Origin of the sequence: Luteibacter jiangsuensis, assembly GCF_030812295.1 — a bacterium.
Lineage (GTDB): Bacteria > Pseudomonadota > Gammaproteobacteria > Xanthomonadales > Rhodanobacteraceae > Luteibacter > Luteibacter jiangsuensis_A.
Window position 1 is genome coordinate 15,829 of the sequence record NZ_JAUSSK010000006.1, and the last position, 24,607, is coordinate 40,435.

Sequence of the window (24,607 nt, forward strand, 5' to 3'; positions counted from 1 at the left end):
CTACGAACTGCAATGGTGGTCATGACTCCCCGCGAGCGAAAGCCAAGTTCCGTCCCGAGCCCGATGCCCCCCCCCGCCTGCCCGAGGCGCTATTGCGGATCTAACGACAACGAGCCGGGGTTCTGTTCCGCGGCCATCAGTTGGGCACATCCGTAGGAAGTCCAGGCGGCAGGATACGACTATCAATTCGCTATCCAGACCTCGCACCTGGTCAGGTAGTTGTGCCGTGTTCAAGCGCAGCTTCGATGGCGGCCAAGTGAAAAGACCGCTGACCTCTCCGACCGAAAGAACGGGAGAAAGGTTGCAGGAACTCTATGACATCTGGCGGAAGAAAATTGAGCCTTCGTCCTAAGCTTCTCGGTGTCGGGGCTTTGCAAGATGGGTGGTTGAGGGCTCATCCATCCTGCACGCCACGCGGCTTCGCCGGCATATGCATGGTCTCACTGAGGGTGAACAGGGGTAGCTCGTAGGCATGTTCGAAAAGGCGTTAGTTGGGTTCGGGAAATAAGCGAGTGCCTCAATTCACTTCTGATCTCAACTAGCGGTCTTGCCACGCGACACGTCGCATATTATTAAAGGGCGGGAGCGAAGGCAGCATGAAAGTGTACGGCAGATCAAAGGACAACCAAGGCATCCTGCTTACCTTGCTGGAGAGGTCGTTCATGGGCAGATAGGCGTTAGCGGAATTTGGATGATCCTATTTTCAACGTTCTTAACTGAAACATATGCGCTTCCCTTCATCGAACGGGAAGCACTGGGCTACGACCAGTCGACGGGCTAGATCGCTTCTGATCCAGTGCAATCCTCAGGTACATATCCATGGCCTCGAGACGGCTCTTCATAAGAGCTACCATCCATGTCAAAACATATATCAAAGCAATGGCGAGGCCCGCCAAAAAGTCTATCCAACTCAGATGGCGGCTCGCTGCATACTCGCGGGCCTGAAGGTAAATTGCCACTACGACGGGAAGGATTCCGAGAGTGGGTATGTTGCCAGCCACCAACGGAAGTTTCTGATTGAAGCGTTCACGCCGGAACTGGGCCATCGACGCGTGGCGCTCCAGAAGGCGAGTGGGTTGGCGTGCGAGCCAGTCGACTAACTCATAATGATGAGGCAAGTCGTGATCCAGCTGACGAGCAAAGTTATTCAGTGGTTCACGTAAGTCATAGAACTCGCTCCGTGAGTTCCATATATTGATGCAGATGCCAGCGATTTCAGAGGCTAGCAATGCATACAGCACCACGATTTGGACCGATGCTGGAATACCGATTCGTGTTATCAAGAACGCGACGCAGAATGCGACAATTGACACGGCGAATCCCAGCTTCGCACGTCGCTGCGACGCTGGCGTAGCAGCTTCAAATTCCGGCATGGCATTCAGCCGGCGGGTCAGTTCGAAGAAACTAAGCGAAGTCTCGCTCTCCATGTGAAGCTCCGAATTGGTCGGTCGCCCCCTGGAGACCGTGACCGGTTGCAAATATAGCGACTTTCATAGCCATGGAAAATGTAAAGTCGAAGGCACGCGCTTCACCATCCACGACGCCCACATCGAATTCTCGGACACCATCAACTTCGCCTAATCACCCCCTCACCCTCAAGCATGGCGCGCAGGGGAGCGGAACGCACAGCAAAGACCTCAAAGAACCCCATAGACGCAAGCCGCCGCGCATCCCGAAGAATGCGCTCTTCACAAACAATGCGTACCGGCTCCGTCGCACGATGATCGAGGGTCAGCCTCACCAGCAGCACGAAAGCAGCCAGCTCGCCCCACCCGTCGACCGGGCTGTGCGAACCAGGCTTGCGCGGCGGTCTCCCAAGCCCGCCGTACAACCATTTCAACCGCACCCAGCTGGGCCGTCCGATGCCTCCGCACTTCCGGCCCAACATCAGAATTGATACCCGAGGAACACGCCTGTGGAGACCTGATTCGTCCTGCCGTTGGCAGTGACGATGGGGCTGCTCTTGGCGTCGCCTGTCAACCGCTCGTACTTGACCAAGCCGGTGAGAGTCCAACGCTTGCCGAAGGCGTAGTTCAGCGTCGTCGTCACCCCGTAGCTGGTGATCCCGGCGCTGGGCCGGTAGGGCTGCAACTCCGTGGCCAGGGATTGCGCCTGCGAGACTCCGAAATAGGTGCGCGTACGGGTCGCGTCCGCCCACTGTGTGCTTACCTGTGTCATCCAGCGGAGATGGGACGCAAGGCGCATGGTATAGCCGAACCCAAGCTGGACGGCCGTTCCGCTGCCACGCGTGCTGCTTTCACCGTGCTCCTTTCTGAGGACGGCGCCACGCGTGGCCGCCAGTTCAGCGAACCATGATTCGGTCCGGTAGCTGCCGAACACGCCCGCATCGATGCCGCCACTGATCTTGCCCAGACCGTGCAGTGCACGATCGTCGGATTCGTCCCATTCGGCTTCCGGCGTGATGCGTGTCATCACCCCCAGCCGAAAGCGATCGTTCTGGCCGAAGCGGAACAGGTTCACTCCGACAACGGGGCCGCGCACGAAGAAGCGGTCGCCATAATCGATCGACAAATAAGGAGCGGGACGAATCTGGCTTTTGGACGCGCCGGGGAAGATCGGCGTGCGCAGGACACCGAGCCCGGCGACCACATTCCAATCGCCCTCCTGCGTGGACTGCGGGGCTGTTTGCGCCCATGCCGGAGTAGTCGTCACGAATAAAGCTATTCCCATGGCGCATGCCCCCGGGGCCGCGCGCAGGAGTGGGATCAGGTTCTTCATGGTCAGCATCCTTGGGGATAACGGAGGCCTGGACTCTAGGTGGCCGCCCGCCGTGGACGATGACTTGGGCCTTGCAAATCGTTTCAGTATGTTTCAGCCGTGTCGCGGGCTGCCGGACTGGGTTATCGTCCGGCCATGAAGGCCAGCGCATCAGTCACTCACCAGCCGCACGTGTTGATCGTCGATGACGATCAGCGCATCCGTGCGATGTTGGCCCGGTTCCTCGGTGATCACGGCATGTATGTCACCGTGGCTGGGGATGGCGTTCAGATGTTCGACGCTCTGAGCCGCGAGGCCGCCGACCTCATCGTGCTGGATGTGATGCTGCCTGGCGAGAGCGGATTCTCCCTGTGCCGGCAGTTGCAGAACCCGGAGCGGCCGATCCCGGTCATCCTCCTGACGGCCATGGACGGGGAGACCGATCGCGTGGTCGGCCTGGAACTGGGCGCCGACGACTACATCGTCAAGCCCTTCAATCCGCGGGAACTGATCGCCCGTATCCGCGCCGTGCTGCGTCGGACCTACGTCAAGGCGGATCAGGCGCAGAGGAAGCGGCCTGTCTATCGTTTCGCCGACTGGACAATCAATGTCAGCCATCGCAGCCTGAAGTCACCCACAGGCATGCTTACCGATCTGACCAGCGGGGAGTTCGATCTTCTGCTGGCTTTCGTGGAACATCCGCAGCAGATACTGAGTCGTGATCGTCTTATGGACCTGGCGCGCGGACGCAACAGCAATCCGTTCGACCGCAGTATCGATGTGCAGATCAGTCGGCTTCGGCGAAAGATCGAGACCAGTCCCCTCGATCCGGTGCTGATCAAGACGGTTCGCAATGGCGGCTATTTTTTCGCCGCCGATGTCAGCTCCGAAGTGGACGGCCAGACGGAATGACGTTTCGCTGGCGTCCAAAGTTTGGGCTGACGTCGCGCATCGTCATCGTGATCCTGCTGTCGCAGGTGTCTATCGAGTTGTTCCAGAACATGCTTAAGCGGCTGGTGCCGCCACCGAGCTTCATTCTCATCGACGGTCAATGGTTATCCGATCGCACGGTGGAGGCCGTTCGGGTGGCGCGCAACACGCGGATCGAAGAACAACAGAAGAAGCTTGACTCGCTCGCGTCGTCGGGGTGGTTGAGGTTTCGTATCGAGCCGGCGTCTCCGGCGGCAACGAAGATCGTAGCCACCACGCTTGCCGGTGGAACGCTCTCGCTGACGAACCCGCATGTCTCGGAGCCGGCGCCTGGCACATCATCCGAGCTTCTGACGTCGATCGTGCGAGGTATCGCGCCGCAAATCGGAGTCGATCCAGCCGATATCCGGGCAAGTGCGGAAATCACGTCCACCGACATCGACCTGGAGACCGGCACCCTGGTGGTTCTGGCTGCCAGTCTGCCGACGCGCCTCGTCAACGTCGCGCGCAATCGCATGCAGCCGGATATCGCGATACTGCGAAGTTTCCGTATCGCCATCGATCTGGGCGGCTCGCGCTGGCTGGTGATCTCGCAGAATCTGGACGAGAAAGCGGCCACGCGCCGCTTCAGGAACATTGCGATCATCATCGTCACGCTGCTATTCGTCGGCATCCTGTCGCTATGGATGGCACGCCGGCTGGTTCGGCCATTGACGCGGCTGAGCGAGGCCGCCGAGCGCCTGGGAAGGGAGCGCAAGCCTACCCTCATCGGTGATATGTCCATCCCGGAGTACGCCTCGATCGCACGGACGTTCAATGAGATGCAGCTTCGGCTGAAGCAGTTCGTCGACGAGCGGACCCACATGCTGGCGGCGATCGCGCACGACCTGCGCACGCCGCTCACGCGCCTACGGATCTTTGCGGAATACGTCGATGACGAACCGCAACAGCGGCAGCTCCTTGCCGACATCGCCGAGATGGACGCCATGATCAACAGCACCCTGGCATTCGCCGGTGGGGAGGCCACGTCCGAGGCGCATAGCCCGGTGGACATAGCTGCCTTGCTGATCAGCCTATGCGACAACGCTTGCGATGCGGGAGGGTGGGTCGACTATCGCGGGCCTGACCACGCGCAGCTTCCCTGCCAACCGGTGGCCATGCGCCGTGCACTCGCCAACCTCATTGAGAATGGCTGTAAGTACGCCAGGCACGTCACGGTCGAGCTGAGTGACCACACGGATTCCATCGGTATCGCCATCAGCGATGATGGGCCGGGCATCGCGCCTGAACAGGTCGAGCGTGCCTTCGCCCCCTTTCAACGCCTGGAGGGATCGCGCAACCGGACTACCGGCGGCACGGGCCTGGGCCTGGCGATTGCGCGCGACGTCATGCGCGGCCATGGCGGCAGCATCCGTCTGTTACCCGTCGCGCCGCATGGACTGCTCGTGCAGGTGGATCTGCCCAAGCCGAGCGCGCAGGTGGGGTGAGGTGCTTTGCTGCATCATCGTTATCTCGCCGGAGTAACTGGATCGGCTCAGCGATAGCAATGAGAAAGCCGGAACTTGGTCCGAATGAGGAAAGGCTCGTGCGCAATTCCTCATGCAGTCCGTGCGAGCCCCGCGCCCACCGCTAGGTGAACTGGGCAATTCGCCCGTGACGCACGTGCGCCTACAGACAACCATAAGATGTTTTGTTAGGGTCGTGCCGTTGCCCGCGCGCTGTGACTGCATCTGGCGGACAACCATCGGCAAGTACGATGAAAGCGCAGGCCAAGGGTGCTACCAACACCCCTGACCTGCTGACCACAAATAACTTACTAGGAGTCGATCTGTGGCTACCACCGATCATACGGCACCCGCTCGCCCGCCGAATCCCCCCGGCGACATCCCCACCGGTCACCGGGCGGTCTGCCGACCTCGCAGACGCGGTTGACGAACTGCGGATTCAGCCCCTCATCTGAGACGTTTCTTGGCCGCACCTATGGGGCAAGCGCCCGTGCGAGCTACTGAAACCGGCTGACGCCGCGTCCACTTCATCAATCACGCCACCCGGCGCCCGGCCTCGGGCAGCCGCTGAACCCGCGAGTCCGTTCGATCCGCGGCACGTTGCGCTGTGCGTGGCGTGCCGCACCTGGACGGCGGCGGCGAATACTTCCAAGGAATGCTCATGCCTGGTTACGACACCCCCCGCGCGGATGGACGCGCGCGCCACTACATCGACCCCGAAGCGTCGGCGCACGACCTGCTCAATGACGCGACCGAGTGGTTGCAGTACGCCCGTGGTCTTACCGGCTTCCTCGCGGATCTCGTGCATGAATCGGACAGTGTGGACTGCGCGCGGTTGGCGCTATCGCTCGAAGCCATCGGCGGGTTAATGCACATGGGTGTGCAGTGCACGGCACACGCGCATGCGCGCATGTCGTGGGAACAGGCCAGGGACGCGAACCACTTCAACGCCGCTTCCGCATGCATGGAAGCGGAGTAGTGAAGGGCACGATTTGCCTATCGCGTGAGAACTTTCCTCACGTTGATCCATGCCACCAAAAGTTGGCTAAACTCCGCCCCCTTCCCACTGGCACGGAGCGCCATTAAGTGACTGGATCGAACAAGATCATCCTCGCGATGGTCATCCTGCTGGCCGCCCTCTGCGGTGGCCTCTACCTCTCGGGTTACCTGACCCTCCTGCTGATCGGCGTCGATGCCCCGATCACGTGGCGGCTCTGGTGGGGCTACTACAACGCGATGGCGTACCCGCAGTTCGCGCCCTACGTGTGGAAGATCAAGTTCGGTGGCATCGTCGGCTTCGGCTTACCTGCGCTGGCGTGGATCGCGTGTGTCGTCCTGTTGCTGAAATCGAAGTCGCGCAACCTCCACGGCGATGCCCGCTTCGCCACGCGTCGTGATCTCGAGAAGGAAGGTCTGTTCAACGATTCGCCTGACGGCATCGTCGTAGGTAAATTCGGCAAGAAGCTGATTCGGCTCAGCGGACAGCAGTTCGTGATCCTCGCCGCACCGACCCGATCGGGCAAGGGCGTCGGTGTGGTCATTCCCAATCTCCTTGAATATCAGGGGTCCGTCGTGGTCCTGGACATCAAGCAGGAGAACTTCGACCTGACCAGCGGATGGCGCAAGTCACAGGGGCAGGATATCTACCTGTTCAACCCGTTCGCGGAGGATCGGCGGACCCATCGCTGGAACCCCTTGCACTACGTCTCGGCCGATCCCGCCTTTCGCATATCCGATATCCAGTCCATCGCGGCCATGCTGTACCCAGACGGCAACGGCGACCAGAAGTTCTGGATCAGTCAGGCGCGGAATGCGTTCACGGCCTTTGCCCTCTATCTGTTCGAGAACCTGGATGCCGCCGCGAAGGACGATAGCCCCTTCGGCGAACTGCACTTCCCCACGCTGGGTGGGATCTTCCGGCTTTCGACCAGCGACGGCGGTAGCTTGCGCGAGTACCTGGAGCGTCTGTCGAGCCAAGACTTCCTCAGTACGGATGCCAAGGCCGCCTTCGCCAACCTGCTGTCACAGGCGGACGAGACCTTCGCATCGATCATGGGCAGCTTCAGGGAGCCGCTGAATGCATGGATCAACCCGGTGCTGGACGCGGCCACGAGCTGCAACGACTTCCTGCTCACGGACGTGCGCAAGAAGAAGATGACCATCTACATCGGTATCCAGCCGAACAAGCTGGCCGAGAGCCGCCTGATCGTCAATCTGTTCTTCAGCCAGCTGATCAACGTCAACACGCGGGAACTGCCGCAGACCAATCCCGAACTCAAACATCAGTGCCTTCTGCTGATGGACGAGTTCACCGCCATCGGCAAGGTCGACATCCTGGCGAGTTCGGTGTCGTACATGGCCGGGTACAACCTGCGCCTGTTGCCCATCATCCAGAGCATGGCGCAGCTGGATGCGACGTACGGGAAGGACATCTCGCGGACGATCATCACCAACCATGCCTTGCAGATCATCTTCGCGCCGCGCGAACAACAGGACGCGAACGACTATTCGGACATGCTCGGCTATACGACGGTGTCCAAGGAGAGCGTGTCGAAGGGCAGGGACGTGTCACGCAGTCGGTCCGACGAACGCCGGGCGCTGATGCTGCCGCAGGAGCTCAAGGCGATGGGAACCGATAAGGAGGTGATTCTCTACGAAGGCATCGCGCATCCGGTGAAGTGCGAGAAGATCAGGTATTACAAGGATAAGCGGTTCAGGGCGAAGTTGTTGCCTAAGGTTGAAATTGGTGCGTTGTCGAATGGATGAGGTGATCTTTGTCTAAGATGGATATCAATTACAAAAATCGTGCGATGTTGGGCCACCGTCCTGCGACTCCACTCGACCTTGCCAAGTACAACGATGCGAAGAACTCGCTGGACCAATTCCTGGCGATTTTTCCTATACCCACAATCGGTACACATGAGAGGCTATTCGTCATCGCGTTTGACGGAGCGGAAAACCACGAGTTCTTGGGCCCGGAGTACGCCAGCAACGTTGGGAAGATCCACGATCAGATGAATCGTGCCAAAAGCCTCGTGCTTGATCATATCGTGCCGTACTACGTTGAAGCCGCGGTGACTCGTAGAAGATGGCTGAGAGGAGGCCGTGACATCGTTCGTGGGTCGAGCTATGAATCGACCATAAGGGCGGCTTACAACGCACTCGTTAATCAGGCAAATAGATGGATCAGGGATGATCCCGATACTGTGATACGGGTGCATAGCCTGGGATTCGGTCAAGGCGCAGGTCACATTCCCGGTTTCGCGAAGTTGTTGCACGACCTCGGAATTCCAGACTTGACTAGCAAGGTCGCAGCCGGTGAAGGAACCATTACCTACGCTCGAAATCTCGTGGATTCATGTCGGATCGTCCAGACGGTGGCTCTTCTGGACCCCGTCGCGGTCACCATTCCGGCGGAAGCCGATCGTCGGTTGCCGCCCTCGGTCGTCTCGGGCCTCCAGATTACGGCGGCGGATGAGTTTCGGGTCTCGTTCGCCTCTGACCAGCTGATCCCGCCCGGTCAATCGGAAGATGGCCGCTTCCTTAACCTTCGCGTTCCGGGCGCACATTCCGATATCGGTGGTGGCTATCTCCGTGACGGAATATCAATTCGTTGCGGAAATCTCATGCGGGACTATTGCAATTCACTCTGTCATGAGCCGTTCTTAGGCAAGGAACATGTGCCCTTAAGCCGGCAGCTCAATGTCGTCCATCGCTCCACCGACGGGTACGTCCGTCTGAGCACCGTCGAAGGCCTCCGATGGGCGCTCGAATCGATTGAGGCGGGGCCCGGCAAGAGTTTCTTAGCGCTTGCTGTCATTCTTTGCTTGGCTATAAACATATGCCTTGGTATTAACTTCAGGGGCATGCCATACCTGGCAGTGCTTCTAGGCTCTCTGGCAGCCGGCGTCGTCGGATTCCGTCGTGCTAACTATCGGCTTGACTACAAGTAATATCGACAAGGAAGTAGTTGCTATGGAAAAGCAGATATCGCACACGACGGACCGCGAACTCGCCGGGCCGCTGTACGGAAAAGATCCGTGGCCGCTGCGCTTTCATACACACAGCTTCGGCGCTGTATGTTTCAACACGCGTGCCTGCAGCATCATTTACTGCCGGCGCCAGTTTGGTACCCGGGAAGTCGGCTATGACGGCATGTACTACGATAAACCTTCCGGACCCGCGCCACTTGGACCATGGAGAGATCGGTGGATAGCCCATCACGCGGCGTCCCTCGTTGAGGGGCGGACCTTCTCGACACCTCTCGATATCGAATGGACATCGCTTGACGGACGTGATTACGCTATGTCGCTTGACTTGGGTGAGGTGTTCAAGGACCGGATTGTTCTTCATGAGGTTACTCGCAATGAGGTCAATGAGGCGTGGCTTAGCGCGACATCGATTGATCCGGTTAGTCCACACATTCTCGCTGAAGTGAACGATAGGACTATAAGCCTCTACATGAGGGCGATGGTCGCTACGGAAATTGAACAAATACCCGGAAACGACAGAAGCCACTTTAGAGATGATTTGATCCTTGCCTGGAGTCGTACCTATGACTTGTGCGGATCAGTCAATTTGCCCGAGGCATTTGGTGCTCTACAAGATAGCTAGTGGTGACCTGTGCTTCGAATGGCTATCGCTGTATGCAACAGCACAGGCAAGCTGTTCGAACGGTCCTCAACATGACGTTAGATGATATGGAAGGTCACGTATGAAATTTACGCCGAATCTTGAGCTCGCTGGACCCCTGTACGGAAAGGATCCATGGCCACTGCGCTTCCATTCGCACTCTTTCAATGCGGTTTGTTTCAACACACTGGAGTGCAGCATTCTCTATAACGGACACCAGTTCGGCACTCGCCGATACGGTTATGCGGGCGAGATCCTTGACAAGCCATCCGGTGCGCCACCGTTCGAGAACTGGCGAGAGAAATGGAGCGGTAGGCACGGAATCATCCCGACCGACGGGAGAACTTTCCCTGGTGCCGTTCAAATTGAATGGACATCATCGGATGGCGATCGTCACGCAGCATCTGTCGATCTAGATAAGTTGTTTGCGGACAGGGTGATTCTTCACCTGGTCGGCCGGGATCAGGTGAAGGAAGAATGGCTGAAGGCTAAGTCTGTTCATCCCGTCAGTCCGCACATCATGGTCGAAGTTAACGACCGTACCTTGAACATTTTCATGAGAGCACTTGTTGCTACGGAACAAGAACAGATTCCGGGCAATAGTCATAGTCACTTTCGTGATGACCTGATCCTTGCATGGACTTGCACATACTGAGCTAGGAGAGCTCGTGATGACTCGTTATTCCATTGATGGCGCTCCTAATGACGGAGTCGGCCACGATTTTGCCACGCCTGATGTACTTGCCCAGTACAAGGATGCTGCCGACCAACTAAGTCGGCTCAGGGCTCCCATTCTCGTTCACGCGGACAGGCTTCATGAAAAGATGTTTCTTGTCGCGTTTGATGGAACGGGAAACAATAAGTATTCGGATCCGGCACATGGAACCAATGTTGCCAGGATCGACGACGAGCTTGAAGAGATTAATAGGTTCGGGCGAGCCCAGGTCTTGTCGCATTACGTCGTAGGCCCCGGTACTAAGGGTGACATCTTGACGTCCGCCCATGATTCGATTTCCGGGTCTAGTTATGAATCGAATATCGCGAACGCGTACGAAGAACTTGTGCGTCAGACGAATCAGTGGCTGCGAGATGACCCCGCGTCGGTGATTCGGGTGCATAGCATCGGCTTTAGTCGAGGTGCAAGCCAAGTTCCTGGCTTTGCCAGGTTGCTCCACGAAAAGGGCATCCCTGATCTGGATAGTGAAATTACGTCTCCCGACGGAACCTTCAGCTATGCAAAGCATCTTGTTGAGCCCGGGAAAACGGTCCAGACCGTGGGCCTGTTTGACCCCGTCGCAACGGGGGTGCCCATGCAATTCGATCGACGCCTGCCACCGTCCGTAGTGTCGGGATTTCAGATCACAGCAGCCGATGAACTCCGAGCATTGTTTCCATCGGACCAGATCATTCCCCCTGGTCTTTCCGCAGACGGCCGATTTTTGAACGTGATGGTACCCGGATCCCATTCGGACGTCGGAGGTGGGTATCTGCGTGATGGACTGTCGATCCGCTGCGGAAATCTCATGCGCGATTACTGCAATGCGCTCCGCGACGAGCCGTACCTCCAGAAGGAGTTCGAGCCGACAGATCGACGACTCAACGTAATTCATCGGTCCACGGAAGGAAGCGTCGTCTTTAGATTGGATCCACGTGAAAGCGTGCGTGGTGAGCCGAGCGGAACCAACACGGAACTGGTGCCGCGTCGCGTGGCGAGCGCGGGACTACCTCCATCCCATGCCACCGATATGACCGGCAACCACGGTCTTGATTGGAAGTCCGTCGAGACGGGGCATGCCGGGACGAGATCTAGCCGCGCCGCATACCCCGCCGCGACTCTGGATGAGATGCGAGCCGCCGGTAAGTCGGTGCCTTTTGCACCTAGGGCTGTCACATGGACCGCGGGCGCGGCAATGGCGGCAGACACTGTTGTGACGCTTGACAAGACGAAGACCCAATTGAACAGCGGGAACGTTCCCGCGGCCCAGTCTGCCCTGTTTCACTTCGGCGGCCGCAACCTCGCCGGCATCGCCGGCGCCCAATCCCTCATGTCAGCCGGTGCCGCCCTGGGCATCGAATCCGGCCCGGGCATGTTCGTCACCGGTGCCATCGGCGGCGTCGCCGGCTTCGTCGCGGGCGACAAGATTGCCGATGCCTACGATCAGTACCGCATCCGCAATCAAAGCGATTCGCATGGCAATACCTGGCACCACGACGACCGGCAGGGATGGACGATCGACGTTCCGCCCCTGCCGGATCATCCGCGCGGACAGCGACTGGTCGCGGATGCCGCCCTGTCCAGCCAGTTGTCGTACCAGGCCAGCAACACGGCGGTCGAGCTGGCTTTGGGCAACGATTATCCGGCACGCGATCCCTTCGTCCAGCCCGCGTCGCCAAACGACACGCCCAGCCTCCGCGAAGCGCCCTGGACGCACCAGGCGCAAACGCACCAGTGGACCCGGCAGGTCACGGACCAAAGGCTCGAACATGGCATGACCCGCTCCCATGTGGAGGTGGCCAATCCCCAACGTGCGGCGGAACTGGATCGACTTGCCGAAAGGACGATCCAGCAAAACGTCGCGGAGTCGCCGCTCGGTGTCGCGCAACGCTATCAGCTAGCCTACGAGCGGGAAGGGTGGAGTCGCCATGGGCCCATGCCCGAGGCTGTCGTGCATGCCGTGGCGAGGCCAGCCGATCAGATCCTCGCATCGGACGGGCACACCTACACGCACGGCCGTGACCGCGAGTGGTCCCGTGACACGCTCCTTGGAACCCGCTCCGCGGACGAGAACCTTCGCGAGGAACTGGATGCTTCGGAGCGCGTAGCCCAAGGCCTGAAGAAGGGCGTGGACACCGCCGCCCTCGATCATCCATCCGTCGCACCCGCGGTGCCGACACGTCTGGACGATCCCAACCATCCCGACCATGCCCTCTTCAAGGAAATCCGGGGACACGTGGTCGAACTGGACAAGAGCCTCAACCGCTCGCCGGATCAATACACCGACAACATCGCGTCGGCCTTGACCGTACAGGCCCGCGCCGACGGTCTCAGTCACGTCGACCGGATCGCCCTATCGACCGATGGTAAAGCGCTATGGGCCTCGCAGACCCCGGCAGGGCGAAAGGACCACGTCTTCGACCTGACCACGAAAGTGCCGACGGCGGAAGCCAACACACCGTTGGAACAGAGCGGCGCGAAGTGGCCCGAAGCCATGCAGCAATTCCAGGGGCATCAGCAGGAACTGGCACAGACCCAGCAGCGATCCCTGGAACGCACCCAAGCCGAGAACCAGGCGCAGTCCGTGAGCGGGCCCGTCATGAGGATGTAAGAGCAGGGAGACGAACGCAGGTCGGCGTTCGTCTCTGAAACACCCGTAACCATGGAGATCGTATGCGAAAGGAAGACGACCACGAGAACGACGAAGGCGCACCTCCGTCCTCGCTTATCCCAGTCCAAAAGCTACCCACCCCCGATCCTCTGTACGACCAGCAACTGTTGCGTGACCTGGCGATCGTCAACGACCAGACGCACAAGGAGCTGGGATCAAGGCCACGCCGCCCGCCGACGGTGCAGCCGAAGCGGAAACCCGATCTCCCGAACACGCCCAGTAATGTAAGTTCCTTGCCGGTGTCTGATCAGGCCAAGGCGACAGCCGTAAGCGCTGGTGAATCCGCTGACGAAGATTCGGGTTCATGAACAGGCGCCGTCTCGACTGTTGGCGAGGCGGCGCCTTCGCGTGGATTACATGGCAGGCGAGCAAGCAAGCCTTGGTTATCTGAGTGAAGCGCTCTAAGCCGAAAGATACGCAACAACCTCATCCACCGTGTCTCGCGCATAACGGGTAATCCCCATCAGCGTGGCCGACGCAGGCCCCGTCCAATCACCGTATCCCGCCAGCCATAAACCAGGCACGTCCAGTGCGCGGCCGCCCTCGACACGTACGCGGCCATCGCTGGACACGATGCCCATCGGCTCGAGCAAGTCGGTCGCCGGCCGGAATCCCGTACACCAGATAATCGCGTCGAAGCTCTCGTGCTTTCCATCCGGCCAGACGACGCCGGCTTCGTCGATCGCTACGAACGGCCTCCTTGCTACGAGGTCGCCGCGAGCGCGGGCCTCCTTCACGGGCGGCACCATGACGATATCGCCCAGGCTCTGGCCCGGCGGGATGGTCTCTCCCGCCTGCTGGGCCCGCCAGCGTGCCGTGGCTTGCTCGAACAGCGCGCGGCCGTCCACCTCGTCGGGAAGGAAGCGGGGTTCTTCCGGCGTGACCCACGTGGTCGTCGCGACGAGCGATAGCTCGGCGAGGATCTGTGCCCCCGAATTGCCGCCCCCGACGACGAGCACCCGTTGATGGCGGAATGGTTCCGTCCCCGTGTAGTGCGCGGAGTGCACTTGCGTCCCTGCGAAGCGTTCGCGTCCCGGGTAGTCAGGCACATAGGGGTGGCGCCAGGTGCCCGTCGCGAGGATCACGGCGCGAGCGCTCCACGTATCCTTGTCTGTGACCACACGGTAACGATCGCCTTCGCGAATCAGTGCCTGCACGGGGCAGGGACGACATAGGGGCAACGCGTAACGGGATTCGTATTCGGTGAGATAGCCGATCACATCATCGCGGCTCGGGTTGACCCCGCTGCGAGAGGGCATGGGCCACCCGGCGATCGAGCTATAGGCGGCCGGCGAGAACAGGCGTAACGAAGGCCATGCGCGTCGCCACGCACCGCCGGGTGCGTCGGCGTCGTCGAAGATGACGAAGTCCAAGCGCCGTCGCTTCAGGAAGTATCCCAGCGTGAGCCCGGTCTGGCCGCCGCCGATGACAGCCACGTCGATCGGTCGGGGATTCACTTCGCTGCATCTCGCGGTGGTGGAGGCCTCCGGACATTATCACGGCTTCCCGGGCGTTGGGATGGAGGCGACGCGCGTATCCACCGCCACCCAATTCGTCTCCCACGTACGTCCGCCATCCGCCGAATACGCCTGCTCGAACCGCGCCGAATCATCCGACACCTTCGATATGACGAAGCGCACCAGGATCGCCCGCCCATCGAGGCTGTCCTGTCCGAAGAACTCCCCGCGCCCCTCATGGAAACGCCCGTACACCGGCTGCGTCATGGTTCCATTGCGCACGCTCGCGTAATTCAAGCTCCACTGCCTGACCTGCGGGTTGTAAAGGCGCAGGCTCACGCCTTCGATACGTCCGGCTGGCCCTTCCACACGCAACTCGACCAGATTCGCCCGGCCGTCGAGCACCTTCCGGATGACGCTGGTCCCGCTGTACTCCACCCACTCGCTCGACCCCGACAATGGCTTGGCCAGGCGGCGCAGGTCGGTCTTCCATGTGCCGATTTCCCAGTCGAAATCGTGCTGTCCGTCTGGCGGGGCGGCGCCGGAACCGGCTTGCGCCGGCATCGCCAACGCGTACATAGTCAGCCATGCCAGCATGAGCAACGCACTGCCGAAGCGGATTCGCAGGGTGTTTTGCATGGTCTTTCCCGGTCGGCGCGATGCGGGAAGGATGCGAGCGCGAGGGGACCATGAACAAGAAGGCACCTGCAGGTAACCGTGCGCCGATCGAAGGCTGTCCGCTGTCGGCGGCGTTTGCGGCCATCGGCGGCAAGTGGAAGCTGACGATCCTGTATTGGCTCGCGCATGGCGAGTTGCACTTCGCCGGGCTGGAACGGCGCGCCGCGCCGATCTCGCACAAGGTGCTGGCCGAGCAGCTGCGCGAACTCGAGGCCGATGGCATCGTCGTGCGGACGCCCACCGGCGCGGTCCCCGCGCCGGTGATCTACCAACTGACGCCCTACGGGCAGACGCTGCTGCCGATCATCGAATCCGTGCGCCTATGGGGCGAGGGCCACCTGCGTCGCCGGTCGGCGCTTCCGCGATCCGATGCCATGGCATGCGGCACGGCCATCACGCCTCGTTAGCCCATCGCACGGCGTCGGCTCCCGCGGGGATGCGCATCGGGCTCGACGGATCGGTTGCCGCCCGCCATACGGCTTCCGCCACGTCCACGGATCGGGTGATCTCGGTCGACTCCGCCCATCCCTCGAAAATGCGCTGCGCGAAGCCGGCATAGGGTTCGGGAAAGCCATGCTGCATGCGGGTCTGCCCGTTTTCGGCGAAGCGCGTATCCGGTGCGCGTCCCGGCAGCACCAGCCGCACGCGTACGTTGAACGGCTCCAGCTCCAGGGCCAGCGATTCCGTGAACGCGTTCACCGCCACCTTGCTCGCGGTGTAGACGGACAGCAGGGGTAGCGGCCTCAGGGTGACGGTCGAAGTGACGTTCACCACCACGCCGGACTGCCGCTGCCGGAACTGCGGCACGACCGCCTGCGTCATGGCGATGGTCCCGAACGTATTGGTCTCGAAGATTTCCCGCGTGGTTTCCATCGGCGTGCCTTCGAGCGCATTCAACATGCCGATGCCGGCATTGTTGACCAGTACGTCGATCGGTCCGGCCGCTTCCACGGCCTTACGGATGCTTTCCGGGTCCGTGACATCGAGGGCGATCACGCGCAGGTGCTCGGAACGCGGCAGGACATTCTCGCGCGGCGTGCGCATGGTGGCGATGACCTTCCAGTCGCGATCGAGGAAGTAGCGGGCGATCTCCAGGCCGAAGCCGGACGAGCATCCCGTGATGAGGACGGTTTTCATGGAGGACTCCTGTGGGGGTGTGCAGGGCTGGAACGATAGGCCTCCATTGCTGGACTGGATACGATGTAAAGTCCAGGAAACGTTTGCAGGAGTCCGATCGTGATCGATCCCCTCGCCGAAGTCGTCTCGCTGCTACAGCCGGACGCCCGGCTCTCGAAGGTGAGCAGCGGGGCAGGCCGTTGGCATGTGCGCCGCGCGGAACACGGGCAGCCTTTCTATTGCGTGATCCTGGACGGGTCGTGCCGCCTGGTGATCGACGGTCGCGAAGCGATCGTCCTTCAGGACGGCGACTTCGTGTTGATCCCCTCGGCACAAGGCTTCACGGTGACGAGCCTCGATCCGCCGGAACCGGGGACAGCACAAGCCGTGCCCGTTCAACGGGACGACGGCGAATACAGGCTGGGCGATACGGACGTGCCTGCCGAGGTGCGCATGCTGGTCGGCCATTGCGTCTTTGGCTCGCCGGATGCGGCGTTGCTGGTCTCGCTCCTGCCGGAACTCGTGCTCGTGCGTGGCGAATGGAGACTGACGACGCTCGTGCGGCTTCTGGGCGAAGAGTCCCGTGCGCAACGACCCGCCCGCGACGTGATCCTGGCGCGGCTGCTCGAAGTGCTTTTCATCGAAGCCTTGCGATCCACGGCGGGCACGTCCGCATCGCCCGGTCTCCTTCGCGGCCTGGCCGACACGCGCCTCGCCACCGCCATCCGGCGGATGCACGAGAGCCCGACGCGTTCATGGACGGTGGCACAGCTGGCGAAAGAGGCGGCACTCTCGCGCTCGGCGTTCTTCGAACGTTTCAATCGCGCGGTGGGTGTCGCCCCGATGGAATACCTGCTCGCGTGGCGCATGGCCCTGGCGAAGACCCTGCTGCGTAACAAGGAAGGCAATGTCGCGGAGGTGGCCGAGCGCGTGGGCTATAGCTCGGCGAGCACGTTCAGTGTGGCGTTCACTCGATATGTGGGGGTGCCGCCTACGCGGTTTGCGCGCGGTGCTTGATGCCGTAGGAAAGTACTCAAATATCTATTCACTTGATTGAGAATAAATAGATTAAGTGCATGAAATAATTATCTATTGCGTGAAAGTATCTATTCATGTATCTATTCAGATCCATGAACATCCATCCGCAGGCCAGCCGTCTGATTGATGCCCTGAGGCAGCGGGGGCCTGCGAGTGCCCGCGAGCTGGGCGAAGCACTGGGTGTCTCGCAGCCTACGGTCTCGCGTTTACTCGCCGAGGCCGGGGTGCACATAGCTCGTATCGGCCGCGCACGCCGCACCCGCTACGCCGCCTTGCGCGACGTGCGTGGACTCGGCACCCAATGGCCACTGTTCCGCCTGGACACGCGAGGGCAACCCGTCGCCTTCGGTCACCTGACCGCACTCTATGGCGCCGGCAGCCTGGTGACCGTAGCCCATTCTGTCGACTGGCTCCGCGATGAATTCGCCGACGGGCTGTTTCCCGGAGTGCCATGGTTCCTCGACGACCAGCGGCCGCAAGGCTTCCTGGGGCGCCAGTTCGCACAACGGTGGTCGAGTGAACTCGATTTGCCGTCTGACATCCTGCGCTGGAACGACGACGCGGTGCTCGCGGCGCTCTTGCTTCGTGGCGGAGACGGGCCGGGCGACTTCGTCCTGGGGGACGCTGCGCTTGAGCGTGCACTGCAATGGGAACCTCAGCCAATCACTTCCGCTTCCCGGTACGTGCATTACGCGGAACTGGCGAGGGCGGCGCTTGCCGGCGAGCCCGTGGGTTCATCGGCAGCGGGTGAACAGCCGAAGTTCACTGCAACCGTAGAAGATGAGGACGGTACCGTTCGCCACGTCATCGTGAAGTTCAGCGAACCGGTGGATGACCATCCCGCCGCGCGTCGTTGGGCCGACTTGTTGATCTCCGAACACATCGCCGGTGAGTTGCTGGCCGGGCATGGCAATCCCAGCGCCCGAACCGAGCTCGTCTGGTCACAGGGCCGCCTGTGTCTCGAGGTATCCCGCTTCGATCGCGTGGGCACATACGGCCGACGAGGCTGCGTGACGTTGGCGGCGTGGAGTGATGCTCACGACGGTGAGCGCGATGACTGGCCCCGCGCGACCGCCCGCATGGTGCAAGGCGGTTGGCTAGGCGAGAGTGCCCTGGACCTCGTTCGGCAACGCTGGTGGTTCGGTCGCCTGATCGGCAATACCGACATGCACTTCGGCAATCTGAGCTTCTTCATCGACGGTCAACTTCCGTTTCAGCTCACCCCCAATTACGACATGTTGCCGATGCTATACAGGCCTGGCTCGAGCGGAGCGCTGTTGCCACGCGACTACAAGCCAGCCGTTCCCACGCCGGCCGACCTGCCGTATTGGCAACTCGCGGCGGAGTGGGCAGAGCTTTACTGGCAACGCGTGGCTACACACGCGGAAATAAGCGGCGGATTCCGCGACTTGGCGGAAGCCAACCACGCCGTGGTGTCGCGCCTGCGCCAGCGTTTCACCCCGTAGGCCCTGCCGCCCCGCGCTTCCTGCCTGCCGGCCACCCCAAACGACGGTAAGATGCGCCATCGCGCCAGCCCCGCAGGGGGTGCTGGCGTCACAGGGGAATCCAGATGAACCGCATTTACCATCTCGTATGGAACGGAACGCTGCGTGTCGTGCAGGTCGCTTCCGAGCTTTCGTCGTCGCGTGCCGGCCGGACGGAGGGTGGCGGTTCGGCCCCGCCGCGGCTGCGCCCGCTATGGGGCGCGATGCTGGCTACCGGCCTATGGGTCGTGGGCGTTCCGGCCATGGCCCAGGTCTGCCAGCCGACCGACACGACGACATGCAGCGCCCAAGGAGGTGCGGCCATCATCGACAGGGCGAGCGCGGGTGGAGCGGGTAATGGTCAGGGTGGTTTCGCGCGATGGAATACGGGCGGTTCCGGCATCCTCCCTCTCGCCGGTGACCTCGCCAGCGGCGGAGTGGGTGGGGCGGGCGCCACGGGTAACGATAACGGCTCGGTCTTCGTCGCCGGTGGTGCTGGGGGCGCGGTCGGTACCCTTTCCACCACGCAGCCCATCGTGGGAGGTCGCGGCGGAGACGGCACCCCCGATATTCACGTTCCTGGCGGTGGCGGTGGCGGCGGCGCGGGTGTCTATACGAACGCCAATTACTCGGTGCTGTTGAGTTCCCCCGTCACCGGCGGCGCGGGCGGTACGGGTGGCGCTCCCACTGCCAACAGCGCGGCGGGTGGTGGTGGCGGCGGTGGTGGCGGCACGGGCGCCGTTATCCTGGGTGACGGTAATGAGCTCCAGGTCGTCGCGGGTTCGTCGCTCGTGGGCGGCGCTGGCGGCGCCGGCGGATCGCAGGCCACGGGCATCGCGTTCGGCGGTAGCGGCGGTGGCGGTGGCGACGGTGCGTTGCTCTTCGGTGCAGACGCTGTGGTATCCAACGGCGGCACGATCCGCGGTGGAGTAGGCGGCGCTGGCGGCAGCGCACAGGCGAGCGGTCTCGACGGTGCTTCCGGTGCCGGCATCCGTGCCCAGAACGTCCGGTTCCAGCTTGACAACATCGGACTCGTCGCGGGCGGAAACGCCACGGGCAACGGTGCCGCCGGCATCGGCGTGGTGACCCAGCAGGGCGCGCGCATCCAGAACATCGGCACGATCTCGGGTGGTATCACGTCAGGCGGTGGTTATGCGACGGCGGTCCTCTTCAATGGCACCGACAACCTGCTGACCTTCCAGCCGGGATCGATCGCACACGGCGCACTCGAGGTGGCCGATGGCGGTAGCGCGCAGGTGGACGCGGCAGGCGGCGTATCGATCGATGCCGTGAAGCTCGACGGCGTCACGCCCGGCAACGCGTCGATCACGCTGACGCCGAGCAACGGCGTGCTCGACATCGCGTCGATCGTCGGTACAGGCAACGTCACCAGCAATGGCGGAAACCGGCTGAGCCTGCACGGCGTCGATGTCGACGGTTCGCTGACGCTCGGCCATACCGGTGGCACGACCCTCAACGGCATCGTGCAATCCACGGGATCGCAAACCTACGTGTCGCCCATCACGTTGGCAGGCGACAGCACCTTGAACTCGACCGCCGCGAACATCGGTGTGCAGGGCAGCATCGATGGCCCGCGAGCGCTGACGATTCTCACGCAGGGCGCCGTGACCCTGCAGGGTGCCGTCGGCAACACCCAGACGTTGTCGAACCTGACGGTGGCCTCAGGCACCCTTGCCGCCAACAGCATCCGTGCCACGACGCTCAGTCTGTCCACGGCCGCGGGTGGCATCACGCAATCGGGAGCCTTCGTCATATCGGGCGCGAGCACCTTCACCGCGAACGGCGATGTGACGCTGACCAACGCCGGGAATTCGTTCGGCGGCGTCACCGCGCAAGCTCGCAGCATCAGCCTGTCCAGCAGTAGCAACCTCTCCGTCGGCACCGTGAACGCTGCCGTCTCGGTCGATCTTGCCGGCGAAAGCGGCATGACCTTGACCGGCGACATCACCGCTCCCGTTTCCTTGTCGCTGAACAGCGGCCTGGGTAGTGTCGTCCAGACGGCGGGCTCGATCGCGGCGACCACGCTTACCGCGAATACCGCGGGCGACATCGACCTGTCGTCCGCCGGCAATGCGATCAGCGTGCTCGGCGACGTGGCAGCCGGTGACTTCAGCCTTGCCAGCTCGAGCCCGCTCACGGTGGCGGGGGCCCTCGTCGCCCAGCGCGTGACGTTCGCCGTGCCATCGGGCGTCGTGGTGACCGGCTCGATCGACGCCGGCCTGGTGACGGACATCGATGCCGGAGGCTCCCTCACCATAGGCAACGGGGGCGCCAACGGTACGCTCAGTGGCGACGTGGCCAACAATGGCGTGCTGACCTACAACCGTACGGGTACCGTCAGCTTCACCGGTGCGCTGGGTGGAAGCGGCCAGCTGATCCAGCAGGGCAGCGGAACGCTCTTGTTCGACGGCGACGCGACGCCCTTCCTCGGCAGCACCCAGGTACAGGCCGGCAAGCTGGTGGTCGGCAGCGTGGCGGGCAGCAACGCCGTGCTGGTGGGCAACGTGAGCGTGGCCAATGGCGCCACCCTCGGCGGACATGGACGTATCAATGGCGACGTGACCATGAACACCGGCTCGGTGCTTTCACCGGGCAATTCCATTGGCACGCTCACCGTCAACGGCGACCTGACGATGGCCCTGGGCACCCAGATGGATGTCGAACTCGGCGCGGCCGGTAACGGTGACAAGGTGGTGGTGAACGGCGACCTCGCCTTGAACGGCGTCACGCTGGACGTGACCGATGCCGGTGGCATGGGCCCTGGCGTCTACAACATCTTCGCGTACTCCGGCGCGTTGACGACGACCAATGGCGGCTTGTCGTTCGGCACGACGCCTGCGGGTCACGCGCTGCAATTGCAGACGCTGACCGGCGCTAAGCAGATCAATATCCTCGATGTCACCAACACCACCTTGCAGTTCTGGAACGCCAACGGGCTGGCCAGTCCCACGCAGATGGGCGGTGGTGATGGCACCTGGTCCACCACGTCGCCGACGTGGACCGACCAGGACGGCAGCATCACGGGTGCCATGTCGCCGCAGCCGGGATTCGCCGTGTTCGGCGGTGCCGCGGGCGCGGTCGCCGTCGACGGTGGATCGGGACAGGTGAGTGCGACGGGCATGCAGTTCCTCAGCGACGGCTATCGCCTGAGCGGAGATCCGATCCTGCTCACGTCGTCCAGTGGCACGCCCGTCATCCGCGTGGGTGACGGCAGTGCCACGAGTGCCGGCTACGTCGCCACCATCGACTCCGTACTGGAGGGCACGCAGGGTTTGGCGAAGAACGACGCGGGTACGCTCGTGCTCGGCGGCATCAACACGTATAGCGGCGATACGATCGTCAACGGCGGCACGCTGTCGGTCGGTGACGACCGCAACCTGGGTGATGCCGCGAACGGCATCGCCTTGAACGGCGGTGCCCTGCGCGTCACGGGCACGACCTATGCAGCGACCGGTCGCGATCTCGCGTTGACCGGCGGTGGTGCTGTCGACATCGCCGATGCCTCGAACACGTTCACGTGGAACGGCGACATCACGGGTGCGGGTGTGCTGGAGAAACAGGGTGCGGGCACGCTCGCACTCGACCATGCCAATGCCTATACGGGTGGCACGCTCGTCAGTGCGGGAACCCTGCGTCTCGGCGATAGCGGCGCCATCGGTTCCGGTACCTTGTCGCTGGCATCCGGCAGCACGTTGGCATTCGCGGCGAACGGCCTCGCCGTGGCGAATGCCGTGACCGTGGCGGGCACCGCGTCGATCGACGTCGGCGGAACGGATACGGCCACCCTGGGCGGTGTCATCGCCGACGGAACCACGGCGGGCGGCTTCACCAAGACCGGCGCGGGCGAACTCCTGCTGACCGGCGACAACACCTATACCGGCATCACGACGATCGACGCCGGTACGTTGCACGTCGGCGACGGCGGCACGCACGGTTCGGTCGTCGGCGACATCGTCGACCATGGCACCTTGCTGTTGGATCGCTCGGACGATGTGACGTATGCAGGGGCATTGTCCGGCGAGGGTGCGTTCCGCAAGCTCGGCGCGGGTGCGTTGCACCTTACCGGCGACAGCGGCGCATTCACCGGCAACACCGACGTCACCGGCGGTACGCTGCGGTTGGACGGCAAGCTCGGCGGTAACCTGTCGATGGCCAGCGGTACCGTCCTTGCCGGTACGGGCACCGGCGGCAGTGTCGTATTGCAGTCGGGTGCCGAAGTGTCGCCCGGCGGCGAAGGCGTACCTGCGACGCTCTCGTTCACGGGTGACTTCACCATGGCCGCCGGCACGCGCTACACCGTGGACGTCACGGATGCGGGGCAGGGCGATCGCATTGATGTCGCCGGTCACGCCAGCCTCGCGGGCGGGTCGGTGGTGAGCCTGGGCACGGGTGGCAACTGGGGCACGTCGACCACGTATACGATCCTCTCCGCCGCCGATGGCGTGAGCGGTACGTTCGGTGCCGTCTCCACGGACCTCGCCTTCCTGACGCCATCGCTGTCGTATACGGCGAACGCCGTGAACCTCACGCTCCGCCGGAATGCCGTGGCTTTCCCGGATGTGGCGATGACGCGCAACCAGCGCGCCACGGCGGGCGCGACGGAAGCGCTCGGTGCCGGTGCGTCCCTCTACGACGCGATCCTCCGGCTCGACGCCGCCAGCGCACGTGCCGCGTTCGACAGCCTTTCCGGCGAGATCCACGCCAGCACGCGCACGGCCATCGCGGACGACCAGCGCTATCAGCGCGAAGCCATCAACAACCATCTGCTCGATGCCGACGCCGCCCGCGAAGGCGAGGGTGTCTCAGCCTGGGCATCCGCCTGGGGGCATTGGGGCCATCACGACGGCGATGGCAATGCCGCGCGCATGAGCGCGAGCGGCGGCGGCTTGCTGGTGGGTGCGGACACCGTCGTGGGTTCGGCCACCCGCGTCGGCTTCGCGCTCGGCACGGGGCAGATATCGGCCTCGACGCCCGCGCGCGACGCTTCCGCCGATATACGCACGCGCACCGCCGGGTTGTACGCCGGTGGGCGTGAGGATGCGTTCCAGTGGCAGGCGGGCGCCTTGTACGGTCAGCAGAAGATCCGCACGCATCGCACCGCCACCCTCGACGATCTCTCCGCCCGTATCGGCAGCGATGACGATGCGCACACCGCGCAAGGCTATGTCGAAGGCGCCTACGTCATCGACGGTACGCGCGGCTCGTGGGCACCGTTCGTCAATGTGGCTTATCAACAGCTGCGCACGCCGACCATCCACGAGCGCGGTTCGATCGGCGCCCTCGATGTCGACGCCGACCGCTCACACCAGACCTTCGGCACGCTCGGCCTGCGCGGCGAGGCGAAGCTGGGCGACACCGGCACGGCGGTCTTCGCCAGTCTGGGCTGGCGCCATGCCTGGGGCGACGTCGACTCCACCGCACGCATGCGCTTCGCCGGTAACGGCACGAGCTTCGACATCCAGGGCGTTCCCATCGCCGACGATGCGGGAGTGGTCACGGCGGGCCTGCGTTTCCGCCCCGCGCCGAGCGTCACTATCGATGCGACGTATAGCGGGCAGTTCGCGAGCGATGCGAAGGACCAGTCGGCGCGGTTGAGCCTCAGCTGGGCGTTCTGAGGTGAGGGAAGGCGGCGCCTGCGTGGC

17 protein-coding genes are annotated in these 24,607 nt (G+C 62.5%); 12 read left to right on the plus strand and 5 right to left on the minus strand.

Annotated elements, in window-relative coordinates; genetic code table 11:
- Positions 1-737: 737 nt before the first annotated feature.
- Together J2T07_RS18660 and J2T07_RS18665 are read right to left on the minus strand one after the other, a co-directional pair.
- On the minus strand, positions 738-1,427 hold the full coding sequence (locus tag J2T07_RS18660; protein ID WP_306852239.1) for a hypothetical protein: 690 nt from the start codon (positions 1,425-1,427) through the stop codon (positions 738-740).
- A 460-nt stretch (positions 1,428-1,887) separates the two neighbouring features.
- Positions 1,888-2,739 (minus strand): MipA/OmpV family protein, encoded by an 852-nt coding sequence (locus J2T07_RS18665; RefSeq protein ID WP_306852242.1) that lies wholly within the window; start codon positions 2,737-2,739, stop codon positions 1,888-1,890.
- Positions 2,740-2,874: 135 nt separating this feature from the next.
- Between J2T07_RS18665 and J2T07_RS18670 the strand changes: the two genes are divergently transcribed.
- The 8 genes from J2T07_RS18670 (at position 2,875) to J2T07_RS18705 (ending at position 13,111) form a co-directional block, all read left to right on the plus strand.
- Positions 2,875-3,630, plus strand: a complete 756-nt coding sequence (locus J2T07_RS18670; RefSeq protein WP_306852244.1) for a response regulator — start codon at positions 2,875-2,877, stop codon at positions 3,628-3,630.
- Positions 3,627-5,135, plus strand: a complete 1,509-nt coding sequence (locus tag J2T07_RS18675; RefSeq protein ID WP_306852246.1) for an ATP-binding protein — start codon at positions 3,627-3,629, stop codon at positions 5,133-5,135. The genes J2T07_RS18670 and J2T07_RS18675 overlap by 4 nt, the downstream gene beginning before the upstream one ends.
- Before the next feature lie 679 nt (positions 5,136-5,814).
- Positions 5,815-6,132 (plus strand): hypothetical protein, encoded by a 318-nt coding sequence (locus J2T07_RS18680; RefSeq protein WP_306852248.1) that lies wholly within the window; start codon positions 5,815-5,817, stop codon positions 6,130-6,132.
- 137 nt (positions 6,133-6,269) lie between these two features.
- The gene (locus tag J2T07_RS18685; RefSeq protein WP_306852433.1) at positions 6,270-7,919 is read left to right on the plus strand and encodes a type IV secretory system conjugative DNA transfer family protein; all 1,650 of its coding nucleotides are present in this window, start codon (positions 6,270-6,272) and stop codon (positions 7,917-7,919) included.
- A gap of 17 nt (positions 7,920-7,936) precedes the next feature.
- A complete protein-coding gene (locus J2T07_RS18690; protein WP_306852250.1) occupies positions 7,937-9,106 on the plus strand; it encodes a hypothetical protein in 1,170 nt (389 codons plus the stop codon).
- Between the two features lie 22 nt (positions 9,107-9,128).
- Entirely contained in the window at positions 9,129-9,767 is a 639-nt protein-coding gene (locus J2T07_RS18695) for a hypothetical protein (RefSeq protein WP_306852251.1), read from the plus strand.
- A gap of 100 nt (positions 9,768-9,867) precedes the next feature.
- Complete coding sequence (locus tag J2T07_RS18700) at positions 9,868-10,440, plus strand: hypothetical protein (RefSeq protein ID WP_306852253.1); 573 nt, start codon at positions 9,868-9,870, stop codon at positions 10,438-10,440.
- Between the two features lie 16 nt (positions 10,441-10,456).
- Positions 10,457-13,111, plus strand: coding sequence for a T6SS phospholipase effector Tle1-like catalytic domain-containing protein (locus J2T07_RS18705; RefSeq protein ID WP_306852255.1), 2,655 nt, complete (start codon positions 10,457-10,459; stop codon positions 13,109-13,111).
- Positions 13,112-13,572: 461 nt separating this feature from the next.
- On the opposite strand, the gene J2T07_RS18710 is transcribed toward J2T07_RS18705, so the two are convergent.
- Together J2T07_RS18710 and J2T07_RS18715 are read right to left on the minus strand one after the other, a co-directional pair.
- Entirely contained in the window at positions 13,573-14,628 is a 1,056-nt protein-coding gene (locus J2T07_RS18710) for an ArsO family NAD(P)H-dependent flavin-containing monooxygenase (protein WP_306852257.1), read from the minus strand.
- A gap of 39 nt (positions 14,629-14,667) precedes the next feature.
- A complete protein-coding gene (locus J2T07_RS18715) occupies positions 14,668-15,267 on the minus strand; it encodes a hypothetical protein (protein WP_306852259.1) in 600 nt (199 codons plus the stop codon).
- Between the two features lie 50 nt (positions 15,268-15,317).
- Here J2T07_RS18715 and J2T07_RS18720 point away from each other — a divergent pair, with 50 nt between their 5' ends.
- Positions 15,318-15,713, plus strand: coding sequence for a winged helix-turn-helix transcriptional regulator (locus tag J2T07_RS18720; protein WP_306852261.1), 396 nt, complete (start codon positions 15,318-15,320; stop codon positions 15,711-15,713).
- Here J2T07_RS18720 and J2T07_RS18725 read toward each other — a convergent pair.
- Positions 15,700-16,443: an SDR family oxidoreductase gene (locus tag J2T07_RS18725; protein ID WP_306852264.1), complete on the minus strand. Its 744-nt coding sequence runs from the start codon at positions 16,441-16,443 to the stop codon at positions 15,700-15,702. The two genes, J2T07_RS18720 and J2T07_RS18725, sit on opposite strands and share 14 nt — an antisense overlap.
- A gap of 99 nt (positions 16,444-16,542) precedes the next feature.
- Here J2T07_RS18725 and J2T07_RS18730 point away from each other — a divergent pair, with 99 nt between their 5' ends.
- The 3 genes from J2T07_RS18730 to J2T07_RS18740 all read left to right on the plus strand — a co-directional run bounded on the left by J2T07_RS18730 (position 16,543) and on the right by J2T07_RS18740 (position 24,580).
- On the plus strand, positions 16,543-17,439 hold the full coding sequence (locus J2T07_RS18730) for an AraC family transcriptional regulator (RefSeq protein ID WP_306852266.1): 897 nt from the start codon (positions 16,543-16,545) through the stop codon (positions 17,437-17,439).
- Between the two features lie 95 nt (positions 17,440-17,534).
- Positions 17,535-18,926 (plus strand): type II toxin-antitoxin system HipA family toxin YjjJ, encoded by a 1,392-nt coding sequence (yjjJ, locus tag J2T07_RS18735; RefSeq protein ID WP_306852269.1) that lies wholly within the window; start codon positions 17,535-17,537, stop codon positions 18,924-18,926.
- Between the two features lie 104 nt (positions 18,927-19,030).
- Positions 19,031-24,580 carry an autotransporter domain-containing protein gene (locus J2T07_RS18740; RefSeq protein ID WP_306852271.1) on the plus strand — a complete coding sequence of 1,850 codons (5,550 nt, stop codon included), beginning with the start codon at positions 19,031-19,033 and terminating at the stop codon, positions 24,578-24,580.
- Positions 24,581-24,607 lie beyond the last annotated feature (27 nt).

Coding starts and splice junctions, on each gene's coding strand:
- J2T07_RS18660 (WP_306852239.1), bottom strand. CDS start 1,427: ATGGAGAGCGAGACTTCGCTTAGTTTCTTCGAACTGACCCGCCGGCTG.
- J2T07_RS18685 (WP_306852433.1), top strand. CDS start 6,270: ATGGTCATCCTGCTGGCCGCCCTCTGCGGTGGCCTCTACCTCTCGGGT.
- J2T07_RS18690 (WP_306852250.1), top strand. CDS start 7,937: ATGGATATCAATTACAAAAATCGTGCGATGTTGGGCCACCGTCCTGCG.
- J2T07_RS18675 (WP_306852246.1), top strand. CDS start 3,627: ATGACGTTTCGCTGGCGTCCAAAGTTTGGGCTGACGTCGCGCATCGTC.
- J2T07_RS18705 (WP_306852255.1), top strand. CDS start 10,457: ATGACTCGTTATTCCATTGATGGCGCTCCTAATGACGGAGTCGGCCAC.
- J2T07_RS18725 (WP_306852264.1), bottom strand. CDS start 16,443: ATGAAAACCGTCCTCATCACGGGATGCTCGTCCGGCTTCGGCCTGGAG.
- J2T07_RS18720 (WP_306852261.1), top strand. CDS start 15,318: ATGAACAAGAAGGCACCTGCAGGTAACCGTGCGCCGATCGAAGGCTGT.
- yjjJ (WP_306852269.1), top strand. CDS start 17,535: ATGTATCTATTCAGATCCATGAACATCCATCCGCAGGCCAGCCGTCTG.
- J2T07_RS18740 (WP_306852271.1), top strand. CDS start 19,031: ATGAACCGCATTTACCATCTCGTATGGAACGGAACGCTGCGTGTCGTG.
- J2T07_RS18680 (WP_306852248.1), top strand. CDS start 5,815: ATGCCTGGTTACGACACCCCCCGCGCGGATGGACGCGCGCGCCACTAC.
- J2T07_RS18695 (WP_306852251.1), top strand. CDS start 9,129: ATGGAAAAGCAGATATCGCACACGACGGACCGCGAACTCGCCGGGCCG.
- J2T07_RS18700 (WP_306852253.1), top strand. CDS start 9,868: ATGAAATTTACGCCGAATCTTGAGCTCGCTGGACCCCTGTACGGAAAG.
- J2T07_RS18670 (WP_306852244.1), top strand. CDS start 2,875: ATGAAGGCCAGCGCATCAGTCACTCACCAGCCGCACGTGTTGATCGTC.
- J2T07_RS18715 (WP_306852259.1), bottom strand. CDS start 15,267: ATGCAAAACACCCTGCGAATCCGCTTCGGCAGTGCGTTGCTCATGCTG.
- J2T07_RS18665 (WP_306852242.1), bottom strand. CDS start 2,739: ATGAAGAACCTGATCCCACTCCTGCGCGCGGCCCCGGGGGCATGCGCC.